At 35.7% G+C, this 13,116-nt stretch carries 16 protein-coding genes; 9 read left to right on the top strand and 7 right to left on the bottom strand.

All coding sequences use genetic code 11. The annotated features are described in order from the left end of the window. Positions 1-2: 2 nt before the first annotated feature. The 6 genes from RCG20_RS15975 to RCG20_RS15950 all read left to right on the top strand — a co-directional run bounded on the left by RCG20_RS15975 (position 3) and on the right by RCG20_RS15950 (position 6,247). A complete protein-coding gene (locus tag RCG20_RS15975) occupies positions 3-1,106 on the top strand; it encodes a YheC/YheD family endospore coat-associated protein (protein ID WP_308181097.1) in 1,104 nt (367 codons plus the stop codon). Then, positions 1,084-2,448, top strand: coding sequence for a YheC/YheD family endospore coat-associated protein (locus tag RCG20_RS15970; protein ID WP_308181096.1), 1,365 nt, complete (start codon positions 1,084-1,086; stop codon positions 2,446-2,448). The genes RCG20_RS15975 and RCG20_RS15970 overlap by 23 nt, the downstream gene beginning before the upstream one ends. Beyond that, entirely contained in the window at positions 2,445-3,629 is a 1,185-nt protein-coding gene (locus RCG20_RS15965) for a YheC/YheD family endospore coat-associated protein (protein ID WP_308181095.1), read from the top strand. Before RCG20_RS15970 ends, RCG20_RS15965 begins: the two co-directional genes overlap by 4 nt. A 112-nt stretch (positions 3,630-3,741) precedes the next feature. Then, positions 3,742-3,930, top strand: coding sequence for a hypothetical protein (locus RCG20_RS15960; protein ID WP_308181094.1), 189 nt, complete (start codon positions 3,742-3,744; stop codon positions 3,928-3,930). Between the two features lie 114 nt (positions 3,931-4,044). After that, positions 4,045-4,953 (top strand): PucR family transcriptional regulator, encoded by a 909-nt coding sequence (locus RCG20_RS15955; RefSeq protein ID WP_308181093.1) that lies wholly within the window; start codon positions 4,045-4,047, stop codon positions 4,951-4,953. Between the two features lie 193 nt (positions 4,954-5,146). Then, positions 5,147-6,247, top strand: a complete 1,101-nt coding sequence (locus tag RCG20_RS15950) for an ABC transporter ATP-binding protein (RefSeq protein ID WP_308181092.1) — start codon at positions 5,147-5,149, stop codon at positions 6,245-6,247. A 102-nt stretch (positions 6,248-6,349) separates the two neighbouring features. On the opposite strand, the gene RCG20_RS15945 is transcribed toward RCG20_RS15950, so the two are convergent. Then, positions 6,350-6,592 (bottom strand): hypothetical protein, encoded by a 243-nt coding sequence (locus RCG20_RS15945; protein WP_308181091.1) that lies wholly within the window; start codon positions 6,590-6,592, stop codon positions 6,350-6,352. Between the two features lie 331 nt (positions 6,593-6,923). Between RCG20_RS15945 and RCG20_RS15940 the strand changes: the two genes are divergently transcribed. Next, on the top strand, positions 6,924-7,130 hold the full coding sequence (locus RCG20_RS15940) for an alpha/beta-type small acid-soluble spore protein (protein WP_308184375.1): 207 nt from the start codon (positions 6,924-6,926) through the stop codon (positions 7,128-7,130). Between the two features lie 130 nt (positions 7,131-7,260). Here the strand turns inward: RCG20_RS15940 and fumC are convergent, their stop codons facing one another. Then, a complete protein-coding gene (gene fumC / locus RCG20_RS15935; protein WP_308181090.1) occupies positions 7,261-8,640 on the bottom strand; it encodes a class II fumarate hydratase in 1,380 nt (459 codons plus the stop codon). A gap of 291 nt (positions 8,641-8,931) precedes the next feature. On the opposite strand from fumC, the gene RCG20_RS15930 reads away from it, so the two are divergent. Next, a complete protein-coding gene (locus RCG20_RS15930) occupies positions 8,932-9,552 on the top strand; it encodes an NAD(P)-dependent oxidoreductase (RefSeq protein ID WP_308181089.1) in 621 nt (206 codons plus the stop codon). A 213-nt stretch (positions 9,553-9,765) separates the two neighbouring features. Here the strand turns inward: RCG20_RS15930 and RCG20_RS15925 are convergent, their stop codons facing one another. Genes RCG20_RS15925 through sigY form a run of 4 tightly spaced genes read right to left on the bottom strand, consistent with a single transcriptional unit; the run spans position 9,766 to position 11,149 of the window. Continuing rightward, positions 9,766-10,080: a YbjQ family protein gene (locus tag RCG20_RS15925; protein WP_308184374.1), complete on the bottom strand. Its 315-nt coding sequence runs from the start codon at positions 10,078-10,080 to the stop codon at positions 9,766-9,768. A 14-nt stretch (positions 10,081-10,094) separates the two neighbouring features. Beyond that, positions 10,095-10,298 carry a sigma-Y antisigma factor component gene (locus RCG20_RS15920; RefSeq protein ID WP_308181088.1) on the bottom strand — a complete coding sequence of 68 codons (204 nt, stop codon included), beginning with the start codon at positions 10,296-10,298 and terminating at the stop codon, positions 10,095-10,097. Then, positions 10,288-10,638: a YxlC family protein gene (locus RCG20_RS15915; protein WP_308181087.1), complete on the bottom strand. Its 351-nt coding sequence runs from the start codon at positions 10,636-10,638 to the stop codon at positions 10,288-10,290. Before RCG20_RS15915 ends, RCG20_RS15920 begins: the two co-directional genes overlap by 11 nt. Further along, positions 10,595-11,149 carry an RNA polymerase sigma factor SigY gene (gene sigY / locus RCG20_RS15910; protein ID WP_308181086.1) on the bottom strand — a complete coding sequence of 185 codons (555 nt, stop codon included), beginning with the start codon at positions 11,147-11,149 and terminating at the stop codon, positions 10,595-10,597. Before sigY ends, RCG20_RS15915 begins: the two co-directional genes overlap by 44 nt. A 208-nt stretch (positions 11,150-11,357) precedes the next feature. Between sigY and RCG20_RS15905 the strand changes: the two genes are divergently transcribed. Further along, the gene (locus tag RCG20_RS15905; protein WP_308181085.1) at positions 11,358-11,669 is read left to right on the top strand and encodes a hypothetical protein; all 312 of its coding nucleotides are present in this window, start codon (positions 11,358-11,360) and stop codon (positions 11,667-11,669) included. A gap of 241 nt (positions 11,670-11,910) precedes the next feature. Here the strand turns inward: RCG20_RS15905 and iadA are convergent, their stop codons facing one another. Further along, on the bottom strand, positions 11,911-13,083 hold the full coding sequence (gene iadA / locus RCG20_RS15900; protein ID WP_308181084.1) for a beta-aspartyl-peptidase: 1,173 nt from the start codon (positions 13,081-13,083) through the stop codon (positions 11,911-11,913). Positions 13,084-13,116: the final 33 nt, after the last annotated feature.

The following is a 13,116-nucleotide window of genomic DNA, read 5'->3' as shown; positions in this document are numbered from 1 at the left end:
TTTTGATTACATTTGGGATTATGACATTAACGATGGATAGTGAAATGACTTACTTTAATGAAATGGCCATCAGGGCAACTGCTCTTGATATTGAATGTTTCCACTTCATTCCCTCCCGGATTGATCCAATCACGCAACTTGTTAAAGGAAAAAAATATGATCCTGAAAGTTGCTATTGGATAGAACAGGAGTTTCCAATTCCGGCTATTCTTTATGATCGCTGCTTCTATGGGGATGACGATCATTCCAAGCAATGCATTCCCATTGTGTCCTGGTTAAAGAGCAGAGAAGATCTCACATTTTTAGGATATGGCTTGCCAAATAAACTTGAGTTGTATGAAGTCTTAAAAAACACTGTTTTATCCCCTTATTTGGCCCATTCAGAGCCTATTTCAGATATTTCAGTAGTCTTAAATGAGCTAACAAAAAAGAAAAAACTTATTTTAAAACCCATTAATGGTTCACAAGGTTATGGGATTTACTATGTAAAGAAAAACGATAAATCGTTCAATGTAAAAACTGAAAAACAAAAGCAAATTATCTCGAGAATTTTTCCAAATGAAGCAAAACTTAGCCAGTGGTTAAAGCAATTACTTCAGCACCGCAAATATCTTTTGCAACCTTACTTAGAATTATCAAATAATGAATTTCAACCATTCGACATTCGAATCCTGCTTCAAAAAGATGAATTTGGAAATTGGACAGAACGAGGAAAGGGAATACGAAAAGGAAGTACAGGTGGGATTCTTTCAAATTTAAGTGCAGGTGGTTCTGTCATTGACTTCGAAACATGGTCGGCAACCCTTCCCAACACATCCAAAGAGTTTATTTGCAATGAGTTAGAATATATTAAAACGAATCTTCCTAAATTGCTGGAAAAAGAATTTATGCCATTGTTTGAGCTCGGAGTTGATATTGGGATGGCGAAGAATGGATCTATTTGGATTCTAGATGTTAATTCCAAGCCAGGAAGAAAGGTTGTGTTAAGCACCGCACCTGAGTTGAAGGAAAAATTATATCTTGCCCCACTTCTATACGGGAAATTTCTAACTTTGTCTCATCAAAGTGAAAGGAAGAATTATCATGCGAAAACGCTATCTGATTGAAGTAGCGAATAATGATCAAATGATTGTTCTTTGCCCGCAAGCTATAATGAGCAATCAATCAATCAAAAAAATTGCTTTCGGTTCGAAATCATTAGATGTGGACTTTCTTGCCCATCCTGAAAAAAAGGATCGAATTGTAATAAGCAAAAAAATTAGAGATATCCTTCAATTTCCTAACTTTGAAATTCCTTTGCACCTATTTTTTCAAGATCAAACACTCTTTATCGGGCCATTAATTGGGATTTTCACTGCGGGGTTCACTCCTTTTCCATTAAAGCCAATTGGTGAACGCTCTTCGATCTTTGCTAAGCTTCTTTCAGTGAATAAATCTGTTGGCGCCCTTCCCTTTGTTTTTGGAGAACAGCATATTGATTGGGATCAAGCACAAATAAAGGGGTATTTTTACCACGAAAACAATTGGAAAGTAATTGATATTCCCTTTCCGAATGTCATTTATGACCGTTTGCCGAATCGAAAAAGCGAAAGAAATCCATCATTAAAGAAAGTGAAGGATCGTTTGCAGAAGGATTATCTTATTCCCTGGTATAATCCAGGATTTTTCAATAAGCTTGATATTTACGAGAGATTACAGCAAGAAGATTCTGTAACGAATTATTTACCAGAAACTCATCCCTTTACCTCCTTTTCTTCTATTGAGACAATGCTCTCAAACTATGGTCACGTATACGTGAAACCTATAAACGGAAGCCTTGGCCTTGGTGTACATCAAATTATTTACGATAAACAAACCGGTGCTTATTTCTGCCGGTATCGGGATAGTGAAGGTGTAAATCGTTTGCGGAAATTCACTAGTCTTGAAGGCCTTTTTCATTCTGTATTTACCAACAAAAGCCTTGGGAGCATGATTGTCCAGCAAGGAATTCATTTATTAAAAACCGAAAAGCGCTCGATAGATTTTCGAGTTCATACAAATAAAGATGCGGAGGGAACTTGGCATTTAACTGCCATTGCTGCGAAAATTGCCGGACTCGGAAGCGTAACGACCCACGTACGAAGTGGAGGAGAAGTTAAGACTCTTAAGGAAATATTTCCGGAGGAAAAAAGCAAGCTTTTTTCAGAAAAACTAACTGAAGCAGCACTCCTACTCAGTAAAGCTTTAGAGAGAAATATGGAGGGGATCATCGGGGAGATCGGTTTTGATTTAGGAATTGACCTGAACGGTGATATATGGTTATTCGAAGCAAACTCGAAACCAGGTAGATCGATTTTTACTCATCCAGACTTAAAAAAATTTGATTTATTAACACGGAAATTATCGATTGCTTTTGCCGTCTTTCTAACCGAACAATCCATTCTTTATCCCGAGGAAATTTTCAAATGAAACTATTCTATGACAGCACATCCGCAAATTGGTATCATACCAATTATGAAACAGTGATTACCATGGGTGGGGAAAAAGAAATCATCTCAAAGCAACAAAAAGGCAATTTAGAAGATACCAGCTTCAATTTAAAAATTAAAAACAAACATATAGGGCCGCTTATTGGGATAATGTCAGCAAGAAAAAGGGATGGAACGATTGCCGGGAACGGCCCTCTTTTTAGGGAACTGCAAAAAAAGCTTATTTCATATCATGGAATAAGCTTTATTTTTACTCCTGATGGAGTTAAGGATAATTTTATAAGTGGCTATATCTATTTACCTGACCGTGATAATTGGATGAAGGTAAAGTTGCCTTTTCCTGACCTTGTCTATAACCGGGTCCCCTTCAGAAAATTAGAGCAAGATAAAGATTATTGTTCAGTTTTGTTGAAATTAAAGGAAAAGAACATTCTTTTTTTTAATCCATGTTTTATTGATAAATATACTCTTTATCTTCTCTTGCAAAATCACCCTATTTTGCAAGAATTTTTGCCAAATACAGAAGTGATCCACAAACAAACCAATTTTCAGGCTTTTTTAGAAAAATATCAATCTGTCTATTTGAAACCGACACAATCGGCAAGGGGAAAAGGAATTTTCCGATTAAAGCTTTTGAATCAATCAGAAATTCACCTTGAAGGACTCTCAAGTAGAGAAATCTATCCCACCCCCCTTAGTTTTTGGAGAGAATGGGAATCCGTGCTAATTGAAGAAAATTATATTGTTCAGGAGGAAATTCATTCAGCAGAATACGATGGAAAGAGATTTGATTTCAGAATCCTCGCCCATGCCGAAAGTGAAGGATATCAAGTCACTGGGATCGGAATTAGGCAATCACAGGGACAGGGGCTGACCACTCATCTTTCAAATGGAGGGGAATTACTTTCTTATGAGCTTCTACGGTCAAATGAACATGATCAATTTATAAAAACAGTAGTTGACCATATTGGAAGGACCTTAACAGAGCAGATTGGATTTTTTGGTGAATTTTCAATTGACGCAGGGATTAGCGTAGCTGGAAAATATTATATTTACGAAGTAAACTCCAAACCCATGAGCTTTGACGAAGAAGAAATTGAGAAAAGGAAAATAACGCAACTTTGCCGCTTATTCCTTAAACTTACTGATTTTCTAGAATAAAAATCTTCATAATAAATGATGGGGGTACCACTATAAACATTTTGTATGAAAACCTTATCCTTTCCACAAAATAAAGAACAGAAATATGGAAAATGTGAAAGGAGAAGGATAGATGGATAAAGAAAAATTCAACAAAAATAGTGATTCCTTATATGAAGGAAGAGATAAAACATATATGGATATTGACAGAATGATTAACGAAGGTATGGCCGGTGGTAATGTTCATGCCCGCCCAGATTCAACGAATATTGAAGAAGCGCGTGATCTTGTTGAAGAACAGCCTCCATATGAATGTGATTAATAGCCATACAAAAGCTAAAAGGGCAAAACCAGTTCTCATGGTTTTAGCCCTTTTCTTTTTTCAATCTCAAAGAATTGGTATAATGGATATATTATGAAATGACGAGGAATGATTATGTTTAGTAAATTACAATCTTTATTTCCAAACGCCCTGTTTTTCACTGTTCCCCCACAGGACTCTTTTGGAACATATTATCTCTTTTTTGATTCAAGCCGTAATGAATGGATGGCAATCCCTCGAGCCGATTTAAGTGAAAAGGAATTGAATATCCTTAGAACATTTTTGGAGTTAGCCGAACCTAAAAAATCAGTCGGTTCTTCTCTGACAAAAAGCTGGTATGACTTTTTATTTTTAAGTGGAAAATCTCCAGTTTGCAAGGAGATAAATATTCGTTTGATTCAATTTCAGATAACGGGTAATGAGGTGGAACAATCTGAAATGGAGGCTGCTTTAAAAGGTTTTTTTTCAAATGAAATCCTTATTGTTTGGGAAAATGGTCAAAGTGGGGTTGTTATAGAGAATCAAAAATTCTTACCCTTATCAGAGAAGGAACTTCTTTCGATGATCGAAACTTTCGAAAGTGACTTTTATATAAACATTTCCTTTTATATTGGAAAACAGTACCTGTTCTCCGATCATTTATCTTATCATTTTCAAGAGGAAAAAGAGTATTTTACATTTGGACAAAACCATTTAAGGACTGTTAAACTTTTTACCTTTGAACGTGTCTTTCCTTCATACTTAGCTTTCCATCTCCCAGAATCACTAAGAGGAAAATTAAATGAAACCCTTTCCGAAGTCTTCAAAGAGGATCCTGAAATGTTTTCAACCTTAAAGTTCTTTCTTGAAAATAATTTAAATGCCAGTCTGACAGCAAAAAAACTTTATATACACCGAAATACCTTACAATATCGAATTGATAAATTCACTGATAAAACGGGGATTCAATTAAAGGATTTTCATGGGGCCTTTACAGTCTTTCTATCCTGCCTAATATATGAGCAATCCAAGTATCCAGTATAACCGATTGGCGAGTTGATGATTAGGCGTAGTTTCCCTGATACGCTAGCAGAAATTATGGATATACACTTTGCTAAAGTTACGATAACAATATGCCTAATTTGAAAGCGTTAACTTTGTGCACAATGTCTATTTAGATTTTATGCCTGTCTGTGTAAACTAAATCTAAGAACTAACTAATCAGGGGGCTTTTAAAATGGCTGAGTTAAAACTAGATCATATTTTTAAAATTTATGATAATAAAGTAACAGCAGTAGAGGATTTTAATCTTCATATTGATGATAAAGAATTTGTTGTCTTTGTTGGCCCCTCAGGCTGCGGAAAGTCTACCACATTACGTATGATCGCAGGTCTTGAAGAAATTTCAAAAGGTGACTTTTACATTGATGGTAAAAGAGTCAATGATGTTGCACCTAAAGATCGAGATATCGCGATGGTTTTCCAAAACTATGCATTATATCCACATATGAGTGTTTATGATAATATGGCCTTCGGTTTAAAACTTCGTAAATTTCCGAAAGATGAAATTGATCGCCGTGTTCAGGATGCTGCAAAAATCCTTGGATTAGAAGCATATTTAACTCGGAAGCCAAAAGCCCTATCAGGCGGTCAACGTCAGCGTGTAGCTCTAGGACGTGCCATTGTCCGTGATGCTAAGGTATTCCTTATGGATGAACCTCTTTCAAACCTTGATGCAAAATTGCGTGTCGCCATGCGTGCTGAAATAGCTAAGCTACACCGTCGTTTACAAACAACAACGATTTACGTTACACATGACCAAACTGAGGCTATGACAATGGCAACACGGTTGGTTGTTATGAAGGACGGAATTATCCAACAAGTTGGTGCTCCAAAAGACGTGTATGAAAAACCAGAAAATGTTTTTGTTGGTGGTTTTATTGGTTCACCCGCTATGAACTTCTTTAATGGTGCGCTTAAGGATGGCAAATTTGTGATTGGAAATGAATCTCTTTCTGTCCCAGAAGGAAAAATGAAATTCCTTCGTGAGCAAGGGTATGTTGGAAAGGCAATCATTTTAGGAGTACGCCCTGAAGACATTCATGATGAGCCAATTTTCATTGATGCCTCTGCTGGTTCAAAAATTTCTGCTACTATTGATGTTTCTGAGCTAACTGGAGCAGAAACAATGATCTACTCTAGTGTTGGTGATCAAGATTTTGTTGCTCGTGTTGACTCTCGTACAGATATTAAACCTGGTGATAAACTAGAACTTGCTTTTGATATGAACAAAGCACATTTCTTTGATGCAGATACAGAATTGCGAATCCGACCATAAACAAATAATTAATGAACTAAATTCATTATGCTGGACTATATCAGAAATACAACAATTTAGGTGAGTCAGCATTTTATTGAATAACCCCATTATTAGATGGGGTTATTCTTTTATTAAAATGACTTCCTCACTGGCACAATTTGGACAACGAAAAAGGTGAGGACATTTATGATTTGAGTAGGTATCCTTATATCCATCCTCCATTTTCATTAAATCAATATCCATATATGGACTATAATCGTCGTAGTAATCCATAATACGACCTCTCTCTAACATTTCACTCCCACATGTTTCACAGGTTAAATAAATAGTCCGAAAGCCATTACATATTGGGCAAATCGACATAATTCTCCACCTTTTGTACAACAATATGATTGTAGTTTATGTTATTTACCATTCTGTATGTAAGGAGTATTTTTTGGAATAACTTACCTAAGGATAAAACGAATAAGCGAAGCGGTTTTAACCATAATAGATAGTACAAGGCACAGAACAACAAAGAAACACATCAAAAGCCTTAAAAAAGAAAGTTAGCAAATTGATTTTTTAAAAATTTATCAAAGTAAAATTCAACTTTAATAATATGGGTTATGCCGAGGAGGCAATGGAAAAGTTTTTCCATCTGTGGTTCAATTCCATACTAACCCCAAAATTATTAAGAGGAGTGTTATCAACTATGGCAAGTAACAACAACTCTAACCAACTTTTAGTACCAGGCGTGGAACAAGCTCTTGACCAAATGAAGTATGAGATCGCTTCTGAATTCGGAGTACAATTAGGTGCTGATACTACATCTCGTGCCAACGGATCTGTTGGAGGAGAAATCACAAAACGTCTAGTTGCAATGGCAGAACAACAACTTGGTGGCGGATTCCAACGTTAATTAACAACCTTTAGAATAAAACTGAATAAAATGGCTATTACCCCTTTCCTAACGGAGAGGGGTATCTTAATTTTAAATCTTGGAAACCTTCTTGCGGGCTTGTCCTTCTTTGACGCAGATCACTTTGATTTTAAACCATATTTTCTGGTTTTATCCATTGATCAAATTGTTCGGGTGACACATATCCTGTCTTTTGGGCAGCTTCCTTTAAAGTTAAATTTTCCTTATAAGCAAGCTTTGCAATTTCTGCTGCTTTTTCATAACCAATATGGGGGTTTAAAGCAGTAACAAGCATTAGTGATTGTTCAAGATGACTTTTAATTACCTTTTTATTTGCTGCTATCCCCTTTACACACTTTTCGGAGAAGGTTCTCATTCCATCAGAAAGCAATCGAATGGACTGAATGAAATTATAAATGATCACGGGTTTAAAAACATTCAGTTCGAAATTCCCTTGGCTTGCTGCAAAACCTATTGTGAAATCATTTCCAAACACTTGACAAACAATCATAGTTAACGCTTCACTTTGAGTTGGATTTACTTTTCCTGGCATGATGGAGCTTCCAGGTTCATTAACAGGAAGAATTAATTCTCCAATACCACTTCTTGGACCACTTGCAAGGAAGCGGATGTCATTAGCAATCTTCATTAAATCTGCTGCTAATGCTTTCAATGAACCATGAACAAGCACTATTTCATTATGACTTGTTAGCGCCTGGAATTTATTTTCGGATGTTTTAAATGGATAGTTGGTTAGATTCGATATTTCTTTTGCTACTCTTTCAGCAAATTCAGGATGAGTATTGAGCCCAGTTCCTACTGCTGTTCCACCAATAGCCAAATCAAGCAGATATTTACCTACTTCATTTACCATTTTTTCATTTTTATCAAGCATTGCTCTCCAACCGCTTATTTCCTGTCCCAATGTAATCGGCGTTGCATCCTGTAAATGTGTTCTCCCTATCTTAACAAGTCCCTCGAATTCCTTTTCCTTACTAATTAGTGCACTTTTTAGTTCCTGTAATGCTGGAATTAAGTTCACGTTTAAAAACTGGTAAGCTGCCATGTGCATCGCAGAAGGAAACGTATCATTAGAACTTTGAGACATGTTAACATCATCATTCGCATGTACTTTTTCCTCGCTATTTTGACTCCTTAATAATTCATTTGCTCTGTTAGCAATTACCTCATTAACGTTCATATTTGTTTGTGTCCCGCTACCGGTTTGCCAGACCACAAGTGGGAATTGATCATCAAAATTCCCAGTTAGAATTTCATTACAGGCATTTTGGATTGCTGTCATTTTTTCTGAGTTTAATTTACCCAGCTGATTGTTAACTAGTGAAGCTGCCTTTTTTATATTGGTCAAAGCATAAATAACTTCTATTGGCATTTTTTCTGTTCCAATTTTGAAATTTTCTTTACTCCGCTGGGTCTGTGCACCCCAGTATTTTTCTGAAGGTACTTGTACCTCACCAAGTGTGTCTTTTTCAATTCTAAAGTTTTCCATACTGTCCCACCTTCCGATATGTACTCTGTGATATTTCCCTTTTCTATAGAATATAATACTTAATTTTTTTAAATTCTGATTAGCTAAATAAAAAACTACAGACAATTGCCTGCAGTTCACGCTTTAGCGATAATATATACGGTATAATAAACAAGGATTAATAAGCTAGCGATTGTAAGAACAACTGAATAATCATTCATTATTTTCACCACCCTAAAATACTTTATTATGTAAACAACTTAAAAATATCACATTTTAGACATAACTTTGTGACAAAGGAGTGAACTTTTTGTGAACATTTGCCTTTTAGGTGCATCAGGACGTGTTGGATCAGTTGTCCTCGAGAGGGCACTTTCAAATAATTATAACGTCCATGCTCTTGTAAGAGATACTACTAAGCTTTTAACTAAAAGCCAAACCCTTACAATTTTTGAAGGGAATTCCTTACACGAAAAAGATGTTGCTGCAGTTATGAAAGGGACAGATGTCGTCATTTGTGCCTTGAACACTGAAGGGACAACTACCCTTTCCGAGTCAATGCCAATTATTATTAGGGAAATGGGGAATCTTGGAATTAAACGCATTATATCCATTGGAACAGCTGGAATCCTTCAGGCACGAACGGATTCGAGCCTTTATCGTTTTCAATCTTCTGAATCAAGACGAAAAAGTACCAAGGATGCTGAAGAACATTTAAAAGCCTATTTGAAATTAAAGGATTCCGGGCTGGATTGGACCATAGTCTGTCCAACGTATTTACCCTTGGGTGAAAGAGTTGGTAGCTACCGCTATGAAGCGAATTTTCTCCCAGAAAATCCTTCCTCTATCTCTGTTTTTGATACTGCGGATTTTGCTTTTCAACAGCTATTTACAGATCAATTTATACGATTAAGGGTCGGGATTACATACTAAAAAGTGTTCCATTTACACGTATTACTTGAAATATAGAATTAAATACGCAAACTTACCTCAAAAGGCAGTTAAAGTAAAGCAAACCCTACTTTATACGAGATGTATCTTCTTCGTGAAAAGTCGTTTCGCTTATGCAGCTTTCTGCCCTTTTTCTTTATTAGTATGAAAGTGGGCAAATACATAGAACATTATTTACTTACTCTCATTAATCATTTATTCGGCAAATACAGCTGTTCCATAGGCAATAATTTCCGAAGCTCCTTGCATTACAGAACTAGTTTCAAGCCGCATTCCTATTATTGCATTTGCCCCTAAACTGAATGCCTCTTCTTTCATTCTTTCAATTGATTTCTCTCTTGCTTCATTCAGCATTTCTGTATATTCTTTTATTTCTCCACCTATAATGGTCTTTAAGCCAGCCATCAGATCCTTGCCAATATGCTTAGATTGAACAGTGCTACCCTTAACAAAACCCTTTAACTCCTTAATGCTCATTCCCGGAAGTGATTCAGTTGTTACAATGATCATCACTATCATCCTTCCTATTTGATTTGATTCTTTCGAAAAATTTTTCGAACAAAAACCAAGTAAAAAAGAGTAGGCATAGGTGCTTGAATTAGCCCAACGATACCCCAAAGCCAATAGTTAAAGTTACGTTTTCTGGCATCCAAAAATAAGTATGTACTTTGAAGCAATAAGATACCTGCAACCAAAATAATTATAGGTAAAGTTAGATCACCTTTCATTCTTTACTCTCCCTATACTGTACCTTATCCCTGAATAAAGAGCGATAAAAACAGTTGTGATGATTTGAAGGACGAAAAAGATAATCGGCATCTGAGATAGAGACAACATAATCCCACCTAAAATAAAGAGAGCAATTAATGAGAAAATGGACAAATCTTTAATCAACTTCTTTTTTTGTTGATGTTGTTCTTCTAGTACCATTTTCTCAAACCATTGACGGTCAGGTGTATTAAAAGGAAAGGTTTCAACTTGATCTAATCCTTGTTTAAGAATATGAAAAGTTTCTACGTCGTTATTATCTTGTTGTTCGTTTAGAATCATAACTCTCTGTTTCTTCATCCATTTTCAACTCCCTTCTAACAATTACTAAACCATTATGTACCCTAGATTTAACCGTTCCAGGTAAAATTTTCATCATATCAGCTATTTCTTCATAAGAATAACCATAATAATGCTTCAAGATAATAGGGACACGTAAACCTTCTGATAATTTCCCAAGGACAGTTAAAGCATCATTCCACTCTTCATTCCTACTTTCAAAATGCCATTTTAGCCTTCTGTTTATTTCTTCTTGTCCTAGCCAGTTTTTTTCACGTTTTTTCTTTCTGCACTGGTCAATGTATGTATTAGTGGCAATGGTAATCAGCCATGAAGAAAACTTACTTTTTCCATTGTAAAGCTGAATTTTTTGAACGCATTTTGCCATCGTTTCCTGCGCAAGCTCTTCAGCAGTATCAGGGTTCATTGTCACTTTCATTAAATACTTTACAAGGAAGGGATAGTTTTCTTTAAAAAGGAAGGCAAAAGCATGATGATCTCCTTCTTTTGCTTTTCTAATCCATTCATCCATTCAATTTTGCCCTCTCTCTCTCGATCATCCCTTTTTATTTAATAAGCTTACTTTTATATGACGATTAGCATGGATATATAGTTCAAAACTTTTTAGTACTATTTTTTAAAAATAGTTGTGAATGAAATTTATTATACTCTTAGGGCCTCTAGAAATGTTAAAATATTGAAATAAGATATATATTAGGAATTTACAGGAGGTGCATTATTTGAAGAAAATAGTTAATCTTATCAGTTTTTCATTTGGTTTGAGCTTTATTGCTCTTATAATAATTGTTTTTGATAGTTTTGGAAGTGAAAACGCAAATTTACTTCTCGGATTTAATCCGATTTTAAAACTATTTATTGGCGAAAATTACTCCTTAATTGTTGTCGAAAAATTACAGTTAAAAGAACCTAGCAGTATATATATCCATTATTCTTTGTTAGCCTATCTTATTCATTTTGCCAGCTTTGTTTTATTGGGGCTACTTATCGATGTGATAAAATTCAGTTTTCAAAAGCCTAATAGAATATCATAGCGGTCGTGGAGAATTCGCCCTTAAGGGCGATGACAGAGGCGTAGTTGCACTTATGCCCTAGAAGAATTTATGGATATAAATTCTGATTAGCCAAGAAAAAGCCCAGAAAAACTGAGCTTTTTAACCTTTAACAAACCAAAAGCGACACAATTTGCAGTGAAATTTGGTATATATATTAATTTGTACATCTAGGTTTTGTGATAAGGAAAGCGGTCCTTAACTTAATTTAGGCCTTTTTCATTTATTCAAACGTACCTTTTACAATAGGCAATTTTTCACTTACCATCAATTTCCCAAGTGCAATAACAGAATCAATTGTCAGATCATCCTTATTTAAAAGAACCAAATCTGCATCTTTACCTTCAGCAATAATCCCTTTTTGTGGTAATTTTAATATTGCCGCTGGGTTTTGTGTGATTACTCTTAATGCTACTTCCAAAGGTATCTTTTCTTCTAGTACTGCATCACGCACCTCATCGTATAAAGTTGAAACCTTTCCAACCTTCAAGCCAACTAATTCACCAAATTCATTAAAATCAGGAAGGCTCCCTTGCCCATCAGACGTAAATGTCATCTGAGAAATATCGATATTAGAGTCAAGCATCCTTTTTAAAGCAACACTACATTTTATTTCGCCCTCTTCAAAAAACTTAGGAATCGAACTTGTTGTGAAATCAACATATCCGCCCTTTTTTGCATATTGAATGCCTTCTTCAAACAGATGTGGATTCCTATTAATATGGGTCGGATAAAACTGCTTGATTGGAATCTCAGTGTTTTCTACAACATCAAGAATAACATTCAAGTGATCGTAGCCATCCCCAACATGCACATTTACAATTCCTGCTTTTCCAGAAAGTAGGCCACCCACTCTTGCAGCAGCAGCAATTTTCGCTATTTCTTCTGATGTTGGCTGTGATGAACGATGATCTGCAATGGCCACTTCGCCAACACCAATTATTTTATCAATTAATATAATGTCATCTTCAATTCTACCTGTTACTGTTTTAAGTGGAACTTGATAAGAACCTGTTTGAATATAACAGGTGATTCCTTCCTCCTCAAGCCCCCGTGCTTTGGCTATTAGATTCGTCATCGTTCTCGTTGTGCCATCAGTACCAATGACACCAATAAGTGTTGTTACACCCGCTAAGGTTGCATCCGATAATTGGATTTCTGGTGTTCGTGTTCGGTAACTTCCTTCACCACCTCCACCAACAATATGTACATGTGCATCAATGAATCCGGGGACAACTAATTTTCCCTTAGCGTCTATTACTTTTATATCAACGAATTGATTTGGTAACTCAATTTGGTCTTTTATATAGCCAATCTTTTGATCGACAATTAAAATATCCTTTTTCCCTAAAAAATGAGGCGCATAAATTTCACCATTTTTAATTAAAGTTAACATTTAGACCTACCCCTTTCAAAAATACTCAACACT

This window comes from Neobacillus sp. PS3-40 (assembly GCF_030915485.1).
Lineage (GTDB): Bacteria > Bacillota > Bacilli > Bacillales > Cytobacillaceae > JAUZPL01.
This window is presented reverse-complemented; position numbering and strand designations above follow the sequence as displayed.

What these genes read in the sequence shown, in the direction of transcription:
- RCG20_RS15950 (WP_308181092.1), top strand. Translation starts at nt 5,147, where the DNA reads ATGGCTGAGTTAAAACTAGATCATATTTTTAAAATTTATGATAATAAA.
- RCG20_RS15960 (WP_308181094.1), top strand. Translation starts at nt 3,742, where the DNA reads ATGGATAAAGAAAAATTCAACAAAAATAGTGATTCCTTATATGAAGGA.
- sigY (WP_308181086.1), bottom strand. Translation starts at nt 11,149, where the DNA reads ATGGATGAATGGATTAGAAAAGCAAAAGAAGGAGATCATCATGCTTTT.
- RCG20_RS15965 (WP_308181095.1), top strand. Translation starts at nt 2,445, where the DNA reads ATGAAACTATTCTATGACAGCACATCCGCAAATTGGTATCATACCAAT.
- RCG20_RS15970 (WP_308181096.1), top strand. Translation starts at nt 1,084, where the DNA reads ATGCGAAAACGCTATCTGATTGAAGTAGCGAATAATGATCAAATGATT.
- RCG20_RS15955 (WP_308181093.1), top strand. Translation starts at nt 4,045, where the DNA reads ATGTTTAGTAAATTACAATCTTTATTTCCAAACGCCCTGTTTTTCACT.
- RCG20_RS15920 (WP_308181088.1), bottom strand. Translation starts at nt 10,298, where the DNA reads ATGAAAGGTGATCTAACTTTACCTATAATTATTTTGGTTGCAGGTATC.
- iadA (WP_308181084.1), bottom strand. Translation starts at nt 13,083, where the DNA reads ATGTTAACTTTAATTAAAAATGGTGAAATTTATGCGCCTCATTTTTTA.
- RCG20_RS15945 (WP_308181091.1), bottom strand. Translation starts at nt 6,592, where the DNA reads ATGTCGATTTGCCCAATATGTAATGGCTTTCGGACTATTTATTTAACC.
- fumC (WP_308181090.1), bottom strand. Translation starts at nt 8,640, where the DNA reads ATGGAAAACTTTAGAATTGAAAAAGACACACTTGGTGAGGTACAAGTA.
- RCG20_RS15915 (WP_308181087.1), bottom strand. Translation starts at nt 10,638, where the DNA reads ATGAAGAAACAGAGAGTTATGATTCTAAACGAACAACAAGATAATAAC.
- RCG20_RS15940 (WP_308184375.1), top strand. Translation starts at nt 6,924, where the DNA reads ATGGCAAGTAACAACAACTCTAACCAACTTTTAGTACCAGGCGTGGAA.
- RCG20_RS15925 (WP_308184374.1), bottom strand. Translation starts at nt 10,080, where the DNA reads ATGATCATTGTAACAACTGAATCACTTCCGGGAATGAGCATTAAGGAG.